Here is a 22,818-nt window from a genome sequence, read left to right on the forward strand (position 1 = left end):
ATCAACCCAAATATCGATGATATAGCTTCCTGGCCGTAACCGAATCGGATGTACCATGGACTAAAGCGCGCCCGTCCGCAAAAATAACGAGGCGATGCTCCCCGTCCTCGATTTGAACAAGATACGGATTCGACGACACCCGCTTCCCGCTTTGCCGCAAGGTTCGGGCCAATTCATCGAGATTCACGACGGAACGGCGCGGAGGGCGAATCGATACCGTGGTCCGTCCGCACAGCACTTCCGTCTTCCAGGCCGCCTCGCTCCTCAAATACGGATATGTGCGATGCGTCCCGCAAGTCGGACATGAAGCATCCCGCTTATCGGCGTGAATCCGGAACGATTGGAAGGTGTTGGACCACTGATCGAACACCGTATACCGGTCAGACATACACGCGTGATTGCCTGACAGCCACTTGATCGCTTCTCCGGCCTGCATGGCCACGACCATCTGCACGGATGGCGCGATGACGCCATCCCGATCGCAGGTGGCCGCGCCGAGCGGAACGCGCGATAACAAGCAGTGCAGGCACGGCGTGCGCTGCGGCATGAAATTACAGGTCACCCCATAACTTCCGGAGCATGCTCCATGAATCCAGGGCACATCATAGCAATAAGCAATATCATTCAAAATAAAGCGAAGCTCGTAATTGTCCGTCGCATCCATAATCAGATCGATAGGGGACGAATCGAACAGCTCCTTCAGTTCGGCTGCGCCGCAATCCAACACATGCGCCCGAATATCGATGCCCGAGTTGATCTGCCTGAGGCGGCGGGCTGCCGCGACGGCCTTCGGCGCCTGCTCCGCCGCGTCTTGCTCATCATAGAGCGTCTGCCGCTGCAGATTGCTCCATTCCACCACATCCCGATCGATGATCGTCATTGTCCCGACACCGGCCCGCGCCAAGATGTCCGCGATTCCCGATCCGAGCGCCCCCGCTCCGACGATCAAGACATGCTTGCGCCCCAGCTCCGCCTGCCCTGCTGCGCCGATCGGGAGGAAGCTTTGCTGCCTGCTATATCTGTGTCTCGCTTCGCACACGGCTGCTCTCCTCCTTCCACGCTGACGCTTGCGAGCATTCGTTCAGCAATGCTTCATACTGCCCGGGCGTATCCACATCGCGGACAAAATTAAGCGGGATGTCAGCCCGGGTCCACTCCTCCTCCGCGATCCCGAGCCAACGGCATGACTCAAGCAGTCCCGACAGCCGATGCCGCCCTGCCTGAATCCGTTCCGTAATGACCGGCAGCAGGCGACGGGGGCGATAGATCGCATGCAGCATCTGATGGCTCCCTTCCGCGTTCGGCAGCACCGCGTCATAATCGCCTTCCTGGGCGCGACGCCGCATCCACTCCGCAGCCTGCACGGAGATCGCGGGGTAATCGCATCCGACAACCCACGCAAACTCCGTCTGCACGATTCGGAACGCGGCATGCAGACCGCTCAACGGGCCGCAGCCCGGATAGATATCAGAAACATACTGAACATTGGCCAAGAGGCCGGTGTACATTGCGGGATCAGGCGTGACCACTACGATGGAGGCGCAGAGCGTGCGCATCTTGCGAACTTGCTGTTCGATGAACGCTTCTCCCTGAAAGCGGAGCAACGCCTTATTCACTCCGTTCATACGCGAATTGCGCCCCCCTGCCAAAATGACGCCGCTTACTGTCATGACCGCCTCCTTCCACGCTGCGCTCCCGTCAGGCCGCAAGCTTCCGCCTATCTTCTCTTTCTATACAACACATAACTCCGTTTCAAATATTTAATCGGCATGCTCAACATATGAACGAGCCTCGTAAACGGGAACACGCCGAATAACCCCAGAGCGAGGATAATATGAATTTTAAAGATATATGGTACGTCCTTCATTAATATGCCATCCGGAGTGAAGGTCAACACGCCGCGAATCCATGGCGCGATCGTCTCCCGATAATCGAACCCGCTGCGGCTCGCCGCATTGAATAAGGTCGCCCCCATTCCAACAACGACGATGAGTGTAAGCAGGATAATGGATAGCATATCTCCGAAGCTGCTCGTACGCCGGATGCGCGGATCCGTCAAGCGCCGCAGCAGCAGGATAATACAGCCAACCAACGTCATCAAGCCGGCGGCGGAACCGAGCACAATCGCCATCGTATGGTACGAATGATCGCTGATCCCGATGGATTCCAGCCAGGACTTCGGAATAAGGAGTCCGCCGATATGCCCGAACAAGACGAGCATGATACCGGCATGGAACAGATTGCTGCCCCATCTCAGTTTTTTCTTCTCCAGTATTTCGCTCGATTTGGCTGTCCAACCGAACTGATCTGTCTGGTAACGATAATACAACCCGACCAGGAAAATGATCAGAATGATATACGGATAAATCACCCAGAAAAACTGATCGCCGAACGTCATAGCGTGGCCCCCCTTCTCGCAGATTCGGAGTCAACCTTCCGATACGCCGGGGCGCCTCCGTATCCTGCCGCCGCCCACATCGGACCGCAGCCCGTGATCTCGCCGGCGCTCGCGCAGCCGGCAGGCGGTTCGAAGCGGAAAGAACCTTCGGTCACCCCGGATTGTTCGAGCATCAGCATGATCGCATGAAGCACATGTTGATACGGACTGTCCGCGGCCACGAGCGCTTCGCGTATTCCTTCCAGCGCATCCTTGAAGGAATATAATAAGCCCGCCCCTTTATCGCCCTCCGCGACAGCCGCGTATTCAAGCATGAGCGGCAAGTAATCGGGCAGTTCCTCGGTAGCGAGGATCATATTCTCTTGTTCGTAGATTTGCTTCAGCTTCAACAGCGCCGGGCCGCGCTCGCGTTCCTCGCCGAGGTGTCTATAGGTCAGGTACAGATTTGTTTTTTTACTAAAATCAAAGGTGTTCACATACTGTTCCGTCACCGCTTCCGCATCCATGCCCGCGAATCCGGCAATGCACTTACCTGCCAATTGAATCAACCGCTCGTTCATATCCGTGCTGTCCTTCTGCAGCAGCTCGCACCAGCTTACATATACTTCATCCGCCGCCTCATGCCACTCGTCATCCGGGTATTGCAGCAAGCTCGACAGCATCATCCAACTCGAACGCCGCACCAACTCGTTCATTGTCTCTCCCCCCTCACTGATTCGGTACAAGGTATCGCCGCGCTATCCTCCGCAAGGCCCCGGGCCGCCCGTCATATTCGAGAAGCCGCATGCGCCCTGCTCGCTATACAGATCCGCGAACTGTTCCCGATGCGCTGACGGAATGACGAATCGATCCTCATATTTGGCAATCGCCAGCAAGCGGTACATCTCTTCCACTTCCTGCTCGCAAATACCCAGCTCCTCGAGCAGTCCCCGATCCGGCGCCTTCTGCAAATGGAGGGCCCGCATATGCGAACGCATCACCTCCATCTTCTTCAGCACACGTTTGACGACCCCGGTATCTCCAGCGGCTAACAAGTTCGCAAGATACTGGACCGGAATGCGCATATCCTCAATCGCCGGGAAAATATCGTCTGCCGACGCGGCCGCGCCTTTGCCCTCCACCATATTCGTAATCGGGCTAAGCGGCGGCACATACCATACCATCGGCAGCGTGCGGTATTCCGGGTGCAGAGGAAGCGCGATCTTCCATTCCACGGCCATCTTGTAAATGGGCGACTGCCGGGCCGCCTCCATCCAATCTCCCGGAATGCCGGCTTCGCGCGCAGCCGAAATCACTTCCGGATCGTGCGGATCGAGGAATATGCCGAGCTGCGATTCATATAATTGCTTCTCATCCGTAACCGATGCCGCTTCTTCCACGCGGTCCGCATCATAGAGCATGACGCCCAGATAACGGATCCGGCCGACGCAGGTCTCCGAGCAAATCGTCGGCAGACCCTGCTCGATGCGCGGGAAGCATAGCGTGCACTTTTCCGCCTTGTTCGTCTGCCAATTGAAGTAGACTTTCTTGTACGGGCAGCTCGACACGCAGAACCGCCACGAGCGGCAGGCGTTCTGATCGACGAGCACGATGCCGTCCTCGTCCCGTTTGTACATGGCGCCCGACGGACAGCTCGATACGCACGGAGGATTGACGCAATGCTCGCAAATGCGCGGCAAATACATCATGAACACCTGCTCGAACTCCATTCGCACGGCTTCTTGAATGCCGGCCATATCCGGATCCAGCGGCCCGGTGTCATGGGCGCCTGCCAGATCGTCTTCCCAGTTCGGCCCCCAGTTCAGCTCCATATATTCCCCGGTTATCTGCGACTTCGGACGCGCGACCGGCTGATGCTTCCGTTCCGGGCTTTGCTGAAGCTTCTCATAGTCATAATCCCACGGCTCATAGTACTCATTGATCGTCGGCTGATCCGGGTTATGGAAAATATTCATCAGCCGCTTGGCGCGGCTGCCGGATCGAAGCTCCAGCTTGCCGTTTTTGAGGACCCAGCCTCCTTTATAGCGGTCCTGATTTTCCCATTGCTTCGGATAACCGATCCCTGGCTTCGTCTCCACATTGTTGAACCACATGTACTCTGCCCCTGTGCGGTTCGTCCACGTATTTTTGCATGTGACCGAGCAGGTATGACAGCCAATGCACTTGTCCAGGTTCATCACCATGCCGATCTGCGCTTTAATCTTCAAGCCAGTTCACCTCCTGCAGTTTGCGAATGACGACGTACAAGTCGCGCTGGTTGCCTGTTGGACCGTAATAGTTGAATCCGTAGCTCAATTGCGCATACCCGCCAATCATATGGGTCGGCTTCACATGAATTCGCGTCGGGCTGTTGTGCGTTCCGCCGCGTGTAGGCGTCACATCGGTCGCGGGCACATTAATCGTCCGATCCTGGGCATGATGCATGAAGGCCATTCCCCGCGGCATCCGGTGCGTCAGTACCGCCCGCGCCACGACAGCGCCATTCTGGTTGAAGCATTCAATCCAGTCATTATCCTGAATCTCCGCGCTTGCCGCATCATCCTTGTTCATCCAGATCGTCGGACCGCCCCGGAATAAGGTCAGCATCGGGAGCGAATCGTAATACATGCTGTGAATGGACCATTTGCTGTGCGGGGTCATGAAGTTCAGCACCACTTCCTTGCCCTTCACGCCGGGACGCTGCTTCACGGTGTGGAACGGCGCATGCTTCAAGGTCGGCTTGAAGATCGCCATATTCTCGCCGAACTCCGTCAACAATTCATGATCGAGATAGAAATGCTGGCGTCCGGTCAGCGTCCGGAACGGAATCATCCGTTCGATATTCGTCGTAAACGGCGAATATCGCCGCCCATGCTGCTCCGACCCGCTGAATGCCGGAGAGGTGATGACCGTCTTCGGCTTCGCCGTAATATCCTCGAAGGTGAACCGGTCATCGATTCGATCCTCCGCCAGATCTTTCAGCTTCAGCGCCGTCTTGCGCTCCAGCGCTTCCCACGCCTTGACCGCCATCTTCCCGTTGCTCGTCGAGGACAGCGTCAAGATCGCTTCCGCCACCTGGCGATCAGTGATGAGCCGCGGACATCCCGATCCGGCTCCCGCATCCTTCGTCACGCCGTTCACTTGCTTCAGCAACTCGTATTCCCCGGCGGCAGACCAGTTCATGCCCTTGATTCCGTAAGGCTTCTCCTTCACATTCGGTCCAAGCGAGATCATTTTCTCGTACACTTGCGTATAATCCCGTTCCACGACGACGAATTTCGGCATCGTCTTGCCTGGAACCGCATCGATCTCCTGCTTGCTCCAATCGCGTATCTTGCCCTCCGGCTGGGCCAGTTCATCCGGCGTATCATGCTGCAAAGGCACCGCCACGACGTCTGCGACGGGACCGGCGAATTGAGCCTGCGCCATCTTGGAGAATGTCTTCGCAATCGCCTTGAACGTCTCCCAGTCCGACTTCGATTCCCATAGCGGCGGCACCGCCGGGTTGAACGGGTGGATGAATGGGTGCATATCGGTTGAAGATAAGTCACTCTTTTCATACCAGGTCGCTGCCGGCAGCACGATATCGGAATAGACGGCGGTTCCCGACATGCGGAAGTCGATATCGACCATCAGGTCCAGCTTGCCCTCGGAGGCTTCTTCCCGCCAGACGATCTCCTGCGGCCGAATCGCCTCCCGATCATCATTCAGCAGGCCGTTATGCGTGCCTAGCAGATGCTTCAGGAAGTACTCATGCCCCTTGCCGGAGCTGGAGATCAGATTGGCGCGCCAGACGAACATCACCTTGGGATGGTTCGGAGCCGCGTCCGGGTCCTCGATCGCGAACGATAACGTGCGATTCTTGAGCCGCTGCGCAACATATTGCGTGATCTCCTCATTCGTGCTTAGGCCATGCTCCCGCGCCTGAGCCGTCAACGTGAGTGAATTCTCGTTGAATTGCGGGTACGAAGGCAGCCAGCCAAGCCGGGCCGCGAGCACATTATAATCGGCATAGTGCGCATAACGCGCCTTATCCACGAGAGGCGAGGTATGCCCGTCCACCGGGTTCGATTCATAACGCCACTGATCCGTCGCGAAGTAGAAGAAGGAAGTTCCGTTCTGCTGCCGCGGCGGCATCGCCCAGTCGCGGGCGAAGGCAACCGTCGCCCAGCCTTCCGCCGGACGCAGCTTCTCCTGTCCGACATAATGCGCCCAACCGCCGCCGTTCACGCCCTGGCAGCCGGTCATGATGACGAGGTTCAGGATGCTGCGGTAGATCGTATCGGAGTTGTACCAGTGGTTGATGCCCGCTCCGACAATAATCATCGATCGCCCCTGGCTGTCGATCGCATTTTGCGCGAATTCACGGGCGATCTGCGTAACTGACTCTCGGTCTACGCCGGTAATCGCCTCTTGCCAGGCCGGGGTGCACGCGATGCCCGCCTCATCGTAGCGGTTCGCCCCGTCCGGATCGACGCCATATTGCGCCAAGGTCAGATCATACACCGTCGTTACGCGATACTCGGTTCCATCCGCCGAGGTCACGGTCCGGTACGGCACGATGCGGGACACCGTTTTTTTGCCTTCATCATCGAAATAAGGCAGCATCAGCTCCATACGGCCGTCTGCGTCAGCGCCGAGACCGAGCTGCGGGACAATCTCCTCGCCCGTTATCGTGTCAACGAGCTCCAGGTTCCAATGGCCCTCTTCGCCCCAGCGCGAACCGATTGTGCCGTTCGGAATGTGCAGTCGTCCGGTGTTCTCTCCGACCAACACCGTCTTCCACTCCGCATTGTTCGTCTCGACGCCGAGATCATGCGCATTCAGGAAGCGATCCGCCTTGTATTTCCCATCTTGTTCCGTCAGGATGACGAGGAAGGGGAAATCTGTATATTTTTTCACATAGTGTTCGAAATACGGGGTCCGCTGTTTGACATAGAACTCGGTCAAAATGACATGCCCCATCGCCATCGCCAATGCGCCGTCCGTGCCCTGCTTGGCAGGCAGCCACTCATCCGCGAAGCGAACGAACTCCGCATAGTCCGGACTGACGGATACGACCTTCGTCCCGCGGTAGCGGGCTTCCGTCATGAAATGCGCGTCCGGCGTGCGCGTCATGGGCAGGTTCGAGCCCCATACGAGTAAATAACTGGAATTATACCAATCGCTGCTCTCCGGCACGTCTGTCTGATCGCCCCAGATCTGCGGCGAAGCCGGCGGAAGGTCGGCATACCAATCATAGAAGCTGAGCAGCGGAGAGCCGAGCAGCGACAGAAAACGCGAACCTGCCGCGTAGCTGACCATGGACATGGCAGGGATGGGGGAAAAGCCGAAGATCCGATCCGGTCCGTATTGCTTAATCGTATACAGCAGCGACGCAGAAATGATCTCCGCCGCCTCTTCCCACGTCGTCCGCACCATGCCGCCTTTGCCGCGTGCCGACTTGTAAGCTGACTTCTTCCGCTCGTCCTCGACGATAGAAGCCCACGCTCTCACCGGATCTTCCAGCTCCTTGCGGGCCTCGCGCCATAACTGGAGCAGCTTGCCGCGAATATAGGGGTACTTCACGCGCAGCGGACTATATAGATACCAGGAGAAGCTGGCGCCGCGGGGACAGCCGCGCGGTTCGAATTCCGGCATATCCGGTCCGGTCGACGGATAGTCCGTCTGCTGCGTCTCCCACGTGACGATGCCGTCCTTGACGAAGATTTTCCAGCTGCAAGATCCGGTGCAGTTGACCCCATGCGTAGAGCGTACCACCTTGTCATGCTGCCAGCGGCTGCGGTACATGTCTTCCCACGTCCGGTCGGCCGGCGATACTTCGCTCCAGCCTTCCGCGTTCGTCTCCCGCTTGCGGAAAAATTTCAGCTTCTGCAATAGCGGATTGCTCTTTTTCATGCGTTCATCCCCTTGCTCGTTATTCTAGCTCTATTGTAAGGGCTGGCCTGCGGCCAAAAGAGAGGGGAACTCCCCCATTCTGGCGAGGGAATTCCCCAACTTTGCCGGCGGCAAGCGATTCACTTCATCGTGTGGGAGCATAGGGCTCTGCAGAGGGATAGCGCGCGGTCCAGCACCGCTTGGTCATCGCCGAGCGAGAGGAGGCTTGGAAGGGCTCCGTCGGACTCCCCGCTCATGACGGCTTCTGGGGAGAACCAACTGATCCATAGACGCACATTGGCCGTCTCCCGGAGCAGTTCAGACATCTGCCCAAGGTCGCGGACAAGCGCAATCTTCGGAAAAGGCTCCCGCTTGAAGCCTTCGGCAATCATGATATCGACGCGGCCGCTCATCCATGCGGCGATGTCAGACAGCGATGTCGGCGCCTGCCGCATCCACCGCGTCGCGGTACCGGATGTGAGCACGGTCTCGACCGCGCCATGCTCCAGATGACACGCGCTGTCCGTGCCTGCGTCATCGAGCGCGAATTGATGCGCATCGCGCTTCGCCGTTCCGACCCGGTACCCCTCTTCCGTCAGAGCGGCGATCAGCTTGCATGCGAGCGTCGTCTTGCCGCTATTCTTATATCCTACAATTTGCAAAATAGCCGGTTGCGGGGCAATCTGCTGCATGCCCTCCCGCAGAAGCCTTTGCCGTTCGGCGGCTGTACCCCCTTCAGTGCTTGTGACGTCTGAAGATCCCATGCCTGCCTCCCTCCTTCCATGACTTCATCTCCACTACAGTACGATGACATCCACCAGCGAGCCCGCCTTATGGCCGTGCGGCGATCCGGGCAGGCAGATCAAACAATTCGCATCCCGCAGCGAGACGGTAATGCTCGACATATCGCGGCCGACCGGCGCGGCCTCCAACCGGCCTTCCCGGCTGGTCAACACGCCGCGCACGAAGCGGGTGAAGCGATCCGACTTCACGTAATCGGCCGCCAATACCGCTTGCACGCGCGGCTCCGCGGCGCGTTCCGCGCCCATCATCCCGCGCAGCGCCGGTCGAAGAAATAAGCGGCAGCCGACATAGCAAGCCGCCGGATTGCCGGACAAGGCGAACAGCGGCTTGCCCTGCCGCACGCCGAACGTCGTCGGGCTGCCCGGCCGCATCATCACTTTGTTGAACTTCAGATCGCCGTCCCACGATCGGGTGATATCATACACGATATCGTGATCGCCGACCGATACGCCGCCGGTTGTGACGACGGCATCATAGTCGGCCAACGCCTTCATTATCGCCTCGCTCGCCCGTTCGGCGTCATCCCCCACCTGTTCCAACGGGCACGGAATGCCCCCGAACTTCGTGACGGCCGCCGCGATCATCGGGCCGTTGCTGTTCCGTATTCGGCCCGGCTCCAGCGAATCATGGACATCCAGCAACTCCGATCCGGTCGCAATAATAGCGACCCGCGGCCGGCAATACACCTGCACCGCAGCCGCCCCGAACATGGCCAGCAGCGCCATCTCGCCCTGCCCGATGCGCGTCCCGGCGCGCAGGACCGTCTCGCCCGTCTCCATCTCCATGCCGATGGGCGAGACATTATCCCCCGCCGCGACCGGAGCTTTCACGAGGCAAGTAACGAAGCCCGCTGCATTCGTTCCGCCTTCGGCGGTCTTCTCATAGGGGATGACCGCATCCGCTCCGTCCGGAACGGCAGCGCCCGTCATAATGCGGGCACATTCCCCTGCGCGCAAGGCCCGCTGCGGAACCGTTCCTGCCGGGATATTGTCCACGACATTCAAGGTTACCGGCGCGTTCATGCTTGCCTTGACGGTATCCGCGGCAGCCAGAGCATACCCGTCCATGCCCGAACGCCGGAAATGCGGCACCGGCTGCGGCGCGACGAGATCCGCCGCCAAAAAACGACCGTAACATTCCGCAAGCGGCACCTCTTCAGTATTCATGAGCCGCACAGCCTGCAGCACGTGCTTCGTCGCCTCTTCCACCGAGATTGCCTTGCGCATGAAGGTATGCTGCTCCTTCCTTCCGCTCATCGTCTTCATCACCCCTTTTCATCAACTTCAGCACATCACAATTCAATCCCATGCTCTATACTAGTCTTACTCGGATGTCGTCATGCATCCGGCCCAATCTCTTTGAACACCCCGACATAGTAGCTTGTCTCGCCAAGATCATCCTTGACCGCATTAATCGTCAGATGCTCCAGATAGATGTCGCCGTTGCGCTTCTTATTCCAAATTTCGCCAACCCAAGTGTCCTTCTCCTTTAACTGGTTCCACATCGATGCGTAGAAGGCCTGATCGTGGCGTCCGGACTTCAGAAAGCCGGATTTCTGGCCGACCGCCATCTCCGGCGTGTATCCCGTCACGGCCGTGAACGCCTGGTTCACCGCCACGATATAGCCTTTCTTGTTCGTGACAAGCACCGCCTGCGAGGCGCTGTCCATAATCTGCTCCGCCAGCTTCACCTTATCCTGCCAATACAGATAGAGCACGAGCAGAAGACTGCATAAGGCCACCATCGACAGAGCCATAAAGCCGATGGCGTAATGCCCGGTGATGGAGAACAGCATCGCCAGCATAAGCGGCGGGAAAAATCCGCCCAGTCCCCCCAGCGCCGAAATCAGGCCATTCGCGATCCCGGATTGCTTCGAGAAGTAAAGCGGAACTAATTTGAAAATGGCCCCATTCCCTATGCCTGCGCAAAAGCCTATCAACAGACAACCTATGGTATACAGGATGATGGACGGTGAAAAAGCGAGCACGATCCCCCCGACCGTCAACCCTGCAAAAACGATGACGAGGAGCTTGAACGGATTCACCTTATCCGCCAACCAGCCGCCGACCGGCCGCATGAACGTCGCAAGCGTCACGAACCCGGCTGTGCGCAGGCCCGCATCCACCTTCTCGATGCCGAAATGGCTGACGAGATGATTCGGCAGAAACACCGTAAAAGCGACAAAAGCGCCGAACGTAATAAAATAAAAGAAACAAAGGAGCCACAGCTTCTCGTTGCGATAGATTCCTTTGATATGCTCCATCATGGGAACTTCTAGCCTCTGCTCCCTGCGATCTCCGATCACAAAATTGGCCAGCGCAAATACGGCGAGCAGCACCAAATAGAACTGCACCGTCGTCCGCCAGCCGAATTGGGTCGCCAGCAACGGCGCGAAAAAGGTGCTCAACGCCGATCCAAGATTGCCTAGCCCGAAAATTCCATTGACGAAGCCGTGTTTCTCCCGCTCGTAATATTTCGGAAGCGACGTGACGCCGATAGAAAAGGTCGCGCCTGCGATTCCCAGGAATAAACCGCCGATCAACAGATCCGCGAAGCTGGACGCTGCGCTGATATAAAAGACAGGCAGCAGCAAAATAACAAAACTGGCGAAAAACATGTTGCGCGCGCCATACCGGTTCGTCCAATACCCGAAAGGGATTCGCAGCAGAGAACCCAATACGACCGGAACTGCTGTCACCATCGATACTTGTCCGGGAGACAGTATCATATCCTCCTTAATGAACGCGATTAGTGAAGACAAGATGCCCCACACCGCAAAACCGGATAAAAGGCTTAATGTTTGCAATGACAAGATTGATTTGGATGCCTTCATCCCCATACCTCCCCGTTCTTCAATCCATCACGATCCATTATTGCGGGAGACGAGGGCAAAAAAAATTGGGGAATTCCCTCATTTGACCGAAGGAGATTCCCCATCTGAACCATGTGATTCAATTCCAATGCATCTCATCCAACAGCAATCGTGTCGGAACGATGAAGCGGACAGACTGTGTTGACTTTTTCGTGACGATTTCGAAATCGCATTTCAGCGACCGAATCTGCTCCATGACCGGCAGGAACAGCTCCTGGGATAGTGCATGAAGGAGAAAACTGTTGAATTCGACGCGTGTATTGCCTGTCTCTTCTTGCCCGATGACCAATTGCGCATTGACCGGAGACGATGAGACGCATGTGTTTACAAGCACTTCCAGGATCGCCGCGAATTGTTCCTGGCGTTCCCGGGATAATCTCGTGACGCGCTGATCCAGCAGTTCGCAGGCTACGCCAGCCGACCTTGCGGCCTTAAGCAGCCGGAGGATGGGACCGGCCGCCTGACGGGCAGGCTCCCGATCTTGACCATGATCGCTTGGTTCCGCTGGCGTCTCAGACCGCTCGGCCGATTGCGATCCATTAGGCTCTGCTTGCGTAGGGAGCGGATTCTCCGATGCAGGCGGATCCATCCTGCCGCAGCGTAACCTCCGCGCATCTTCCTCGTCATAGAACCGCCCCAGCGTCCTGGCGCAGGACTGCACCCGTTCAATGTCATGTGCACTGAACTCTCTGGGGCTTCGTTGGCCCACCAGCAGCACGCCGTATGCTTTGCGGCGAACATCCGCGATCGAATCGACCGATACGCCCACACCGGATCGCAGAGATTCCACGAGAAATATCGGATACTCGAGCACCTCGTCCCGTACTTCCTCGGGAAATGCGGTGACGACATGAGGTCGCTTCCCCTGCAGCACCTTCCCGGCCATCCCTCTGCCCATTCGAACCGTAATCATCTTGTACCGCTCCGAGTTCGCTCCAAGAGCGAAGCGCCAATAGATATCGCGATATTTGCCGTCTGCCAAGGCGACAGCCACGAAATCAAGTCCCATGTCCCGCTTCAGCTCTTCCAGTTCCCGCTGCACTTGCTGCTGCAGCGTCGGTTGGGAGGAGGATTCGTTAGTCAAAGTCCAGCAGCCCCCTTCTGTAAGCGAACTTCATCAGCTCACGGCGGTTGTTCAATTGCAGCTTGTCCATAATATTCGCCTTGTGGTTCTCCACGGTCTTCACGCTAATCGAGAGCAGACTGGCAACCTCTTTGTTCGTATAGCCTTTGGCTACCAGCGTAAGAATTTCCTTCTCACGCTCCGTCAATGAATCGAAGGTGTCCTTCACTTCGCCTGCTTGACCTTGAAGATACCCTTCAATCACTTTTTTGGTCGCGGCCGGATGCAAGTATACGAGACCCTGATGGACCTGTTCGATGGCTTTGACAAGCTCCGAGACGGGGGCGGATTTCAAAATGTACCCGGAAGCCCCTGCCTTGAGCGAGCGGAATAAGTATTGCTCATCATCATGCATCGTCAAAATAATCACCTTCACATCGGGCAAGGATTGCAGGAGCTCGCTCGTCGTGAATAATCCGTCGCGGCCGTTCGGCATGCTCAGATCCATCAAGACGATATCCGGCTTCATCTCAAGCGCCAACTTGATGCAGGACATGCCATCGGCCGCTTCCCCGACCACCGCAATGCCCGGCTTCGCATCCAGCACCGCGCGGAGTCCGCTGCGCACGACGGCGTGATCATCGACAATCAATACGTTAATGTCCACTATTATCCCTCCTCGGTGTCTGAACGATCGCATCCGTCAAGCGGCACCCATACGTGAATGGACGTTCCCTCTCCCGGAGCAGACTGAATGTTGAACGTGCCGCCCAAGATGTTGACCCTTTCTTCCATACTGTATAACCCTACCCCCTTGCGCAGCTCGGGAGTGATCTCGAAGCCGACCCCATAATCGCGAATAGACAGCCAGGCTTCTGCAGGGGCGAGCTTCAGCTGCACGTCCACCACGTCCGTATGCGCGTATTTTGCCGCATTCGTTAATGCCTCCTGCACAATCCGGTAGAAGGCGGTCTCTTGCGTGGCCGGCATGCGGCTGCTGTCCCCGTTTACCTTGAAGTGAACCTGAATGCCGAATTTCTGGCCATACGCGCGAAAATAAATGCGGAGCGCCGCGACGAGTCCGATATCATCCAAGGCGGCAGGACGCAGTTCAGCGGATAAGTCGCGAATATCCTCGATCGTATTGCGTATCCCCTCTTGCAATGCGTCCAAATGATCGTCAACCGCATTCCCGCTATCCGCCCCATCGGTTCCCATCATCTCGTCTTCAAGATGCTGCTTTATCATTTCCGTCTGAATGAGAATACTGTAGAGCGATTGGCCGATCCCATCATGCAGCTCGCGCGATATTCGCTTCCGTTCATTTTCCTGAGCCGACAGGATCGAATGGGTGATCATCTTCGCAATCTGATGCTGCTCATCCAGCCGCGACTCCTCCACTTCCTGCATGCGCAATATGCTTAACCGGCCATGAACCGGATCGATATAATGAGACACGCTGGCATTGACGGACTTCGGTTCGCCGTCCGGAGTGACAAGCTGCAGCTCCGTCGGCTGAGATATGGAGTCATGAGTGAAGCAATGCTGATAAGAACATAGCTTATTCAATCCCGGATAATTCGAGCACATCCCGCAGAAGTTGGATATCGCCGATTGGTCATCCAGCTTCAATATCGCCTGCGCAGCCTGATTCATGCGGATGATGTTCATCTCGCTGTCAAGCACCATGACACCGTACGTCGTATGCTTGAACATGTTGGCGAGCTGTTCCTGCTCCGAACGAAGTCTGCGCCCTTGGCTGTAAATCAGAAAGAAGAACAAGGTCGTAATCATCAATACGAACAGAAACGTCGGAATATAGCGCTGCCACTCCGTATTCGCCCCGCCCAGCGTGGCCCGAATGACGAGCACGATGATGAAGGTCGTACCGATCGTTAATATTCCGTTCCATACCATAAATCTGGCAAACCCCGCTGTTTTTCGGAACATGAACCGTTGCTCCCCCTAATGAAAATGAAAATATCCATACGAAAGTCTATCACGAATGAGTCATCGTATCAAAGTAAATGTGACGCATGCCGCCTCTCAAATCGCCCGATTTCCATTTTCCATATCATCCGCAGACACGGTAACGTTCATGCCGGCTCTTCCGTTAACCCGCTGCATTCCGGCTCGAATTTGGTATAGATATTCTCTGTCTGGCAGCATGGAAGGAGAACATAATCAGGATAAGGGGGAAAGCGGACGTATGGAGAACGTGCGAAAAATATTGGAGGAGCGGCGCGTTCCGTTCGACATCATCCGGCATAAGCAGCCCATTCGCTCGCTGTCAAGTTCACCTATTCCATTGATGCCATGAACGAGAATTGTCTAACCTGGATCCGAAAAAAATGACTTCATTCTGGAAAAGTTTTGCCTGCACCCCTTTCCTCTTCTCACCTCAATGGCAAACAGCGACGAAGTATCGCCTGCAGAATGCTTGCCGTCACCTGAATCCCAATGCGCTATGAATGAACTTGCTCCAATATATCCATCAATGCCTCGGTAGACGAATATCAGACGGGCAGATGAATTCCTCTTGCTGCAGGGATATATTTACCTGTCCATTAGATGCCGGAATGGGTAGCTATCCCTTCCCAGGCTTTTGTCGGGAGATGCTGATGCTGCGGAACTTGCCAACATCTTAACTTGCCTTACCATCTTTTACAATGAAAATTTCGGGAAAGGGGGTGATCACATGGACGACGGCGATGATGACGATGACAACAACAATATCTTCAACTCACGGAACAATCGAATAAGGGGGATGTTACGATGTCTATTAACAAGGAATCCGAAGTCCGTGTGCTTTGCTCCACGGTCTCCCGTTGCGAAGGACGGCAAGTCAGCATTCAAGGATGGGTGCACGGCGTGCGTCATCTGGGGCAGGTGGCCTTCATGGATGTCCGCGACCGCAGCGGCATCGTTCAATGTGTGCTCGAGGGAAAAGGGCTTGACCTGTCCTTGACGCTGGAATCGGTCGTTGCCGTCCATGGCCGGGCCGTCCCGGCAGCGAAGGCGGCGAACGGTATCGAAATCCATGTCGATCGGGTGGAAGTGCTGAATCGGGCCGCGTCCCCGCTGCCGTTCGATCTGAACAAGAAGCATTTGAAGGTCAGGCTACCTGGAGCTGTTCCGGTACGGCATGCCGCCGCATGGCGGCTTCGCCATCGGGCTGGAGCGGCTTACCTCGCGCCTGCTCGGCCTCGGCAATGTGCGGGAAGCTTCCGCCTTCCCGCGGGATCGCAACCGGCTGGCGCCGTGATGCAGGAAGGAACAAAGGCAAAGGGCTTTCGGTATGGAAGCCCTTTGTATGCTCTTACGGCAACACGGCTCCAGCAAGAAGCGTGTCGAAGCGGTAACTGGCTTCCATCGGTTAGACCGCGTGCCGCTTCTTCCATCCGGGGAATAAGGCGGGAATCGCGCGGCCTGGACCTTCGATATGCCATATTCGCAGTCACCGCCTTTCCCGCCAGGGCCGAGACGCGAACCTGCCGAACCCGCTCGAAGTTCCTGTAGTTGTTCCTCTCCGTGCCCCGCTATTCGCGCGCTTCCTCGCGCAGCGGTTTGATATGCGCCGGAATGGCGGCATGCCGCGTCTCGATGAACCGGGCCTGAAATGAACCCCGGTAGGAAAACACGGGCCCAATCAGCGGATTCGTCACCTCTACCGAGATCCGGTACAGCCCATCATCCTCGTCATACCATTCGCATACATCGGCCGTACCGGTGCACCGGCGCGGGAAGCGGAACTGCAGCAGGCCTTCATAGAAACGCTGATCGCCCGAGCGGATGCGCAGCCCGCCATTCGCTTACCGCTGCGATAATGCCGAGTCCGATCATGGCCGCGCTGAGCGTCACCGGGCTAAAGGGCGCCTTGATCCATTCCGGGTAGCCGCCGAGCGCGGCGCAGGCGAGCAGCAGCACCAGGACGGCTTGCCCGCGCCACATCCATGTCTTCCGATGACATGCGGCCGTCATCAAGCCGATCCCGATCTCGGCGAAGCCGAGCAGGGTGAGCGCCGTCCTCTCCCATCCCGGGAACAGGCCGGCAGCCTGCAGCAGCGCCAGCTCGCCGCCTTCGGGATACACCAGCTTCGGCACCAGCCCCTGCCAGCACCAGAGCTGCGTCAGGAGCAGCACGCTGGCATAATGAATGGCGCCCGCCCGATGCTGGCGGCATGCGGAATGCCGCCCGGTCGAACCATTGGCCCGGCCGGCCGAAGCGTGTCTCGTAATCATACAGCGTCTCGAAGGAGATCTTGTCTCCGAGCGGAGCATATTTCCAATAACCCCTGCCCTTGCGAATAAGCGACAACGCCTGATCGGAGCCAAACAGGAGGGAGAATATCCTTCCCCCGTCTGCCGAACCACCGGTATCGCCGCGCGGCGATAAAGTCATACGCCCGATCCCGAATCGGCGCCGGCAAGGCGATGCATCCATACAGCAGCCCCCACAGCCCCCCCAGATCGCGGCAGACGCGCAGCGCGGCCTCCGACTTCGTATAGCAGGCAGCCCCCTGCACCATGACGAAGCTGTCGGGCAGACGGCCGGACCTGCCCGCGCGCTCCAGCGCATACCGCCCCGCTTCGGATTGAAGCGCCGCGAACCGGAATCGTCTCTTCGCGTCCCGCTTGATCATGAAGCGGGCAAGGCCGTGACAGAGCAAACACTCGCCGTCCATCAGCAGCAGAACCGGTTGTCGCGAATTGCTCGGCCTGCTTGTCATGCGCATCCCTCCCTCTCCATTGACTCCCGCCAATTCCCGCAAGCCTTGCCGCAAAGTCTCGATGCCCTTCAACACATGCTCCCGGTTCGCTTCGTCGTTCCGCTTCTCTCTCGCATGCCGCAATACGGGGCGGAGCGATTCGACCGAGCGTCCGAAGGCCTGCATCCATTCATAGCGCGGCACCATCCATAGATGGAAGTGATGAGATGTAACCTCATTATAAAAATAGTAGACCGATTCAATTTGTATCCGCTGCCGCTGCACCGTTCGTATATTGTGGACGAAAGTGATGTAATCCGACCGCTCTTCCACCGTCATCTCATCCAATCCGTAGAAATGCCTTTTGGCAGCGACGATGACGAGCCCCGGTATCGGATAAGCGACATCTTGATGTGCATGGAAATGCTCGGCCTCCGCAATTGTTCCCCCGTGAGGCTCGATCTGCCCGCTCGTGAGGGCGCAGCTTAAGCATTCCGCCTCGATCGTACGGCCGTCCGCCAATGTAATCGCTCTTCCCATTGCATCAACTCCCCGTCCTGTTCTGCTCCTGCCGATCAATTATTTCAGATCAAATCCGTAATGGTAAATACGTCCAAATCACCGAATCGGTTCCAATCTTTTTCCATCATAACTCAATAACGCCTCGCCTGTACCCATATCCGCGTATCTTTCCACCCTACCTGCGTACCTGCGATACAGAGTAAACCTCCCGCTTCTGCTCTTTGCGCTACTCTCCCATTAACTCAGGGCATTCTGGTGCGCCCGTTCTTTGCGACACTCTCCCATTAAGTCAGGGGATTCTGGTACGCCCGTTCTTTGCGACACTCTCCCTTCGAATCAGTCTGCGTCCTTGACCATCCGTCCTGAGGCCTCATTTGCATGTCTGTTCACCTCAAAAACAAGAGCACTTCTATGGCTCAGTTCTACATTTGATTCATTTCTACCTGACTGTTCCAATCTTTCCTGATTCACGGGGAGATTGCTTATAAGAACCAACTAGCCTCCGACCTCCTGACGAACGGGGAGATTGCTTATAAGGAACACAGAACATTGGGCCTCCTGACTCACACAGTGAACGTGATCGCAAGACAATTCCTGCAGATTTACTGACCCAGGGGGACCGTGATCGCAAGGCAATCCGTGCAGTTTCCCTGACCTGAGGGGAGATTCGTGATAAGATAAGCTGGGCCTATACGATTCCTCATCGAAAAGATCACTCCACTCCACTTCGCAAACGCACAAAGACCCTGAACAACGGTTGTCCGTTATTCAGGGTCTGTTTCCCACCAAATCATTCAATTGCCTATAAGGGCCAACGATTATGCCTCAAGCCATTTTCGCTGGAGCCGGGCGATCGCCTCGTACTCTTCCTCCAGCTTGCGGAAGATGGAGATATAAATCGGCAGCAATTCGTGATAAATTGCGGCATTCTCAGGGATGGGCTGATGCTTGTGCGTGGACCCGACCATGCCGGACACCACCTCCAAGGAATCGGCCCTTCCGGTCGCATATAAGCCGAGCACGACAGCGCCGAGACAAGAACTCTCGAAACTCTCGGGCACGACGACCTCCTGATCGAATATATCCGCCATCATCTGCCGCCACAGGGCCGAGCGGGCGAAGCCGCCGGTCGCATGGATTTTGCGCGGGCGTCCCATCTGCTCCTCCATCGCCAGCAGCACGGTATAGAGATTGAAAATAACGCCTTCGAGGACGGCCCGGATCATATGCTCCTTCCGATGATGCATCGTCAAGCCGAAGAAAGAGCCGCGCGCATTCGGGTTCCAGAGCGGCGCCCGCTCCCCGGTCAGATACGGATGGAACAGCAATCCGTCCGCCCCCGGTCTTACTTGCTCCGCTATCTTCGTCAGCAGATCATAGGAATCGATACCAAGCCGCTTCGCTGCCTCGACCTCCGAAGCCGCCAGCTCATCCCGTACCCAGCGGAACAGCATCCCGCCATTATTCACCGGTCCTCCGATTACCCAATGCTTGTCCGTTAAGGCATAACAAAAAATTCTTCCCTTCGGATCGGTTACCGGGCGATCGACGACCGTGCGAATCGCGCCGCTCGTGCCGATCGTCGCTGCGACGACGCCCGGCTCAATCGCATTGACCCCCAAATTGGAGAGGACGCCGTCGCTGGCGCCCACGATCCCGGGCGTAGAGGCGGCAATTCCCATGGCATCCGCATAGGCCGCATTCAAATTCGTCAACTGATAGGTTGTCGGCACGAGCGTCGACAGCTTCGCCGGGGAGATGCCGGCAAGCTCCAGCGCTTCTTCATCCCAGTCTAGCCGTGCCAGGTTCAGCATGCCGGTGGCCGATGCAATCGAATAGTCGACCACATATTCGCCGAACAGCTTGGCGATAACATACTCTTTGATGGAGATAAATTTATATGTTTTGCCGAACAGCTCCTGCTCTTCATGACGCATCCACATTAGCTTCGTAAGCGGAGACATCGGATGAATCGGCGTTCCCGTGCGCAAGTACAAGTCATGTCCGACCTGTTCCCGCTTCAGCCGCGCGGCATATTCGCCGCTCCGGTTATCCGCCCACGTAATGCAGGGCGTAAGCGGTCTGCCTTCGGCATCGACGGCGATCACGCTGTGCATCGCCGAACTGAAGGAGAGGAACAGAATGTCTTCCGGTCCGGCTCCGCTCTCCGACATAGCTTGGCGGACGGAACGGAGGACCGCCTGGAAGATTTGCTCCGGATCCTGCTCGGCGATCGTGGAATTCGGCGTGTACAGGGGGTATTCCTCGCTGCCCCTGGCGACCGCTTGGCCGTTCTCCTCGAACAAGACCGCCTTGGTGCTCGTCGTTCCCATATCGATGCCGATCATGTACTTTTTACTGCTCATAGGTACTACCTTCTTTCCCGTCATTCTCCTGCTCTTATACCACTGTACTGAGGAGGAGTATAAAAATCAATCCGACCACCGACAGCACGGTCTCCATCACGGTCCATGACTTCAACGTCTGCGGAACGGACATATTGAAGAACTCCTTCACCATCCAGAAGCCGGCGTCATTCACATGGGACAGCACAATCGAACCTGCCCCGGTCGCCAGCACGGCCAGTTCCACGTTCACGCCCGGATTCAGCGCCAACACGGGTGCGACGATGCCGGCCGCTGTCGTCATCGCGACGGTCGCCGACCCGGTGGCGACGCGGATAAGCGCGGCTACGAACCAGGCGAACAAAATGATGTTGATGTTGGCCTGAGTGGCAATGGCAGCGATTGCATCCCCAACGCCGCTATTGATCAGCACTTGCTTGAAGGCCCCGCCCCCGCCGATGATTAGAATGATTGTCGCCGTCGGCGCCAGACATTCGCTCGTGAAGCGGGAGATATCCTCCTTCTTGAAGCCTCTGGCGAAGCCAAGCGAGAAGAACGAAAATACGACCGAAATCAGCAAGGCGATAATCTCATGGCCAATGAACTCGCAGAATACGGTCCAGCCGCTAACCCCTTCCGGATCGACAATATTGGCAATCGACCCGATCAGCATTAGAATAACCGGCAGCAGGATAGTGAAGAGCGTGATGCCAAAGCCAGGGAGCTGACGTTCGTTGTTGAGCGCGAACTGCTCGGCCAGCTTGGCCGGCGGCTCGACTTGGATGCGCTTACCGATGAATTTGCCGAATACAGGGCCTGCAATGATCGCCGTCGGCAATCCAATCAGCAGCGAGTACAGAATTGTTTTTCCGAGGTCGGCCTGATAGGCATCAATCGCGATCATCGGCGCCGGATGCGGCGGGACAAGCCCATGCACCGTCGACAGGCCGGCCAGAATCGGAATCCCGATTTGCAGAAGCGACATTTTTGTTTTGCGGGCCACGGTGAACACGATAGGAATCAGCAGAATGACCCCGACCTCAAAGAACACCGGGATCCCGACAATAAATCCGACGAACATCATCGCCCAATGGACGCGCTTCTCACCGAACTTGTCAACCAGCGTGGACGCGATCTGTTCCGCGCCTCCGGATTCCGCCATCATCTTGCCGAGCATCGTTCCGAGCGCGATCACGATCGCGATCGTGCCCAGCGTTCCGCCCAAACCGCTCGTGATAGAGTTGACCACTTCAAGCGGCTGCATCCCGGTCAGCAGACCGAGCAGCAGCGCGGACAGAAGCAGGGTGACAAATGGATTCCATTTGAATTTCGCAATGAACAGAATAAGAAACACGATCGCAACCAGCGTACATAAAAGCAGGGTTACATTGTGGCTTAATCCGAATATCGTACTCATGATGCAGAACCCTCCCTTAACCATACCTATCCTTGTTAACATGCCCTAAATTTAACTGTATACTTGTCGACAAATTGAGCGGGCAGAAGCCCGGTATCGGCTTCCTGCTCCCTACTGCGGCAAGCTAATATGAAGCGTTCGGCGAGAATCCGCGAAATAAGCTTGAACCACTTGCTGTATTTTGTTCGCGTCTTTGGATTCGAGCCCCCGCACAATGGTCCGGTGCTTCTCGATGACCGTACGGAGCTTGTCCTCTCCCTCGGAGAAGATTTCCTCGGTCGTGATAAGCATAACCGTCATCACAATTTGGCGGATGCTTGTCCACAGATGCATAATACGGTTATGCTCCGCCGCCGCGATAATTGCCTCGTGAAAAGACAGATCCTGAAAAGCGAAATCGGTGACATCGCGATACTTCACAGCCAGCTCCATCTTATCGATGATCTGATTCAGCTTCACGATAAGCCGCTCCTGATCCGCACTGGCCAGCCTCTGCTGTACGAAGCTCTCGATCAGGAACCGGACATCATACAGCTCCTCGACGTCCTTCATGCTGAGGCCGAGCACGACCGCTCCCATCCGTTCCAGCCGGATAAGGCCCTCGTTAGATAACGTTTTCAACGCTTCCCGAACCGGCGATCGGCTCGTCCCGAAGTCGGCAGCGACTCGGTTCTCCGAGATGATCTCGCCGGGTTTTACTGTTCCATTTATAATGTGCAGACGCAGTTCACAGGCAATCGACTCCCCAAGGGAAGCGCCCTGCAGCCATTCTTGTGGATAATGCATCGAGCTCCAACTCTCCTAATGAAATAAATAATGTCCCCAATGAACA

General features: G+C 56.7%; 18 protein-coding genes and 2 pseudogenes. 2 read left to right on the forward strand and 18 right to left on the reverse strand.

Translation table 11 applies throughout. The annotated features are described in order from the left end of the window. Position 1 precedes the first annotated feature (1 nt). The 12 genes from OCY70_RS19650 to OCY70_RS19705 all read right to left on the reverse strand — a co-directional run bounded on the left by OCY70_RS19650 (position 2) and on the right by OCY70_RS19705 (position 14,943). Positions 2–1,039: a ThiF family adenylyltransferase gene (locus tag OCY70_RS19650; RefSeq protein WP_213426368.1), complete on the reverse strand. Its 1,038-nt coding sequence runs from the start codon at positions 1,037–1,039 to the stop codon at positions 2–4. After that, complete coding sequence (gene mobA / locus OCY70_RS19655) at positions 1,014–1,670, reverse strand: molybdenum cofactor guanylyltransferase (RefSeq protein WP_213426367.1); 657 nt, start codon at positions 1,668–1,670, stop codon at positions 1,014–1,016. The genes OCY70_RS19650 and mobA overlap by 26 nt, the downstream gene beginning before the upstream one ends. Before the next feature lie 47 nt (positions 1,671–1,717). Next, positions 1,718–2,398 carry a respiratory nitrate reductase subunit gamma gene (gene narI / locus OCY70_RS19660; protein ID WP_213426366.1) on the reverse strand — a complete coding sequence of 227 codons (681 nt, stop codon included), beginning with the start codon at positions 2,396–2,398 and terminating at the stop codon, positions 1,718–1,720. After that, positions 2,395–3,093 carry a nitrate reductase molybdenum cofactor assembly chaperone gene (narJ, locus tag OCY70_RS19665; RefSeq protein ID WP_213426365.1) on the reverse strand — a complete coding sequence of 233 codons (699 nt, stop codon included), beginning with the start codon at positions 3,091–3,093 and terminating at the stop codon, positions 2,395–2,397. The genes narI and narJ overlap by 4 nt, the downstream gene beginning before the upstream one ends. A gap of 42 nt (positions 3,094–3,135) precedes the next feature. Next, on the reverse strand, positions 3,136–4,605 hold the full coding sequence (gene narH, locus OCY70_RS19670; protein ID WP_213426364.1) for a nitrate reductase subunit beta: 1,470 nt from the start codon (positions 4,603–4,605) through the stop codon (positions 3,136–3,138). Further along, a complete protein-coding gene (locus OCY70_RS19675; protein WP_213426363.1) occupies positions 4,595–8,275 on the reverse strand; it encodes a nitrate reductase subunit alpha in 3,681 nt (1,226 codons plus the stop codon). Before OCY70_RS19675 ends, narH begins: the two co-directional genes overlap by 11 nt. A gap of 119 nt (positions 8,276–8,394) precedes the next feature. After that, entirely contained in the window at positions 8,395–9,018 is a 624-nt protein-coding gene (gene mobB / locus OCY70_RS19680; RefSeq protein WP_213426362.1) for a molybdopterin-guanine dinucleotide biosynthesis protein B, read from the reverse strand. Positions 9,019–9,051: 33 nt separating this feature from the next. Further along, a complete protein-coding gene (locus OCY70_RS19685) occupies positions 9,052–10,314 on the reverse strand; it encodes a molybdopterin molybdotransferase MoeA (protein ID WP_213426361.1) in 1,263 nt (420 codons plus the stop codon). Between the two features lie 80 nt (positions 10,315–10,394). After that, a complete protein-coding gene (locus OCY70_RS19690) occupies positions 10,395–11,891 on the reverse strand; it encodes a nitrate/nitrite transporter (protein WP_261945113.1) in 1,497 nt (498 codons plus the stop codon). Positions 11,892–12,009: 118 nt separating this feature from the next. Continuing rightward, a complete protein-coding gene (locus OCY70_RS19695; protein ID WP_213426359.1) occupies positions 12,010–13,014 on the reverse strand; it encodes a GAF domain-containing protein in 1,005 nt (334 codons plus the stop codon). After that, entirely contained in the window at positions 13,007–13,693 is a 687-nt protein-coding gene (locus tag OCY70_RS19700) for a response regulator (protein WP_213426358.1), read from the reverse strand. The genes OCY70_RS19695 and OCY70_RS19700 overlap by 8 nt, the downstream gene beginning before the upstream one ends. Further along, a complete protein-coding gene (locus OCY70_RS19705) occupies positions 13,663–14,943 on the reverse strand; it encodes a sensor histidine kinase (RefSeq protein ID WP_213426357.1) in 1,281 nt (426 codons plus the stop codon). Before OCY70_RS19705 ends, OCY70_RS19700 begins: the two co-directional genes overlap by 31 nt. An 825-nt stretch (positions 14,944–15,768) precedes the next feature. Between OCY70_RS19705 and OCY70_RS36240 the strand changes: the two are divergent. Then, positions 15,769–16,044, forward strand: a pseudogene (locus tag OCY70_RS36240) (OB-fold nucleic acid binding domain-containing protein); the annotation flags it as partial. A 70-nt stretch (positions 16,045–16,114) separates the two neighbouring features. Further along, a pseudogene (locus OCY70_RS36245) lies at positions 16,115–16,258 on the forward strand (amino acid--tRNA ligase-related protein); the annotation flags it as partial. A gap of 274 nt (positions 16,259–16,532) precedes the next feature. Here OCY70_RS36245 and OCY70_RS19715 read toward each other — a convergent pair. From OCY70_RS19715 to OCY70_RS19745, 6 genes are all read right to left on the reverse strand, one after another. Further along, the gene (locus OCY70_RS19715) at positions 16,533–16,793 is read right to left on the reverse strand and encodes a DUF4166 domain-containing protein (RefSeq protein WP_315973926.1); all 261 of its coding nucleotides are present in this window, start codon (positions 16,791–16,793) and stop codon (positions 16,533–16,535) included. Next, complete coding sequence (locus OCY70_RS19720) at positions 16,759–17,235, reverse strand: DoxX-like family protein (RefSeq protein WP_213426356.1); 477 nt, start codon at positions 17,233–17,235, stop codon at positions 16,759–16,761. Before OCY70_RS19720 ends, OCY70_RS19715 begins: the two co-directional genes overlap by 35 nt. Further along, on the reverse strand, positions 17,232–18,242 hold the full coding sequence (locus OCY70_RS35800; protein WP_306433901.1) for a DCC1-like thiol-disulfide oxidoreductase family protein: 1,011 nt from the start codon (positions 18,240–18,242) through the stop codon (positions 17,232–17,234). Before OCY70_RS35800 ends, OCY70_RS19720 begins: the two co-directional genes overlap by 4 nt. 800 nt (positions 18,243–19,042) lie before the next feature. After that, on the reverse strand, positions 19,043–20,590 hold the full coding sequence (gntK, locus tag OCY70_RS19735) for a gluconokinase (RefSeq protein ID WP_213426355.1): 1,548 nt from the start codon (positions 20,588–20,590) through the stop codon (positions 19,043–19,045). 34 nt (positions 20,591–20,624) lie between these two features. Continuing rightward, on the reverse strand, positions 20,625–21,986 hold the full coding sequence (locus OCY70_RS19740) for a GntP family permease (RefSeq protein ID WP_213426354.1): 1,362 nt from the start codon (positions 21,984–21,986) through the stop codon (positions 20,625–20,627). A 111-nt stretch (positions 21,987–22,097) separates the two neighbouring features. Further along, positions 22,098–22,772, reverse strand: coding sequence for a GntR family transcriptional regulator (locus OCY70_RS19745; RefSeq protein ID WP_261945114.1), 675 nt, complete (start codon positions 22,770–22,772; stop codon positions 22,098–22,100). Positions 22,773–22,818: the final 46 nt, after the last annotated feature.

It is taken from the genome of Paenibacillus melissococcoides (assembly GCA_944800085.1).
Lineage (GTDB): Bacteria > Bacillota > Bacilli > Paenibacillales > Paenibacillaceae > Paenibacillus_B > Paenibacillus_B melissococcoides.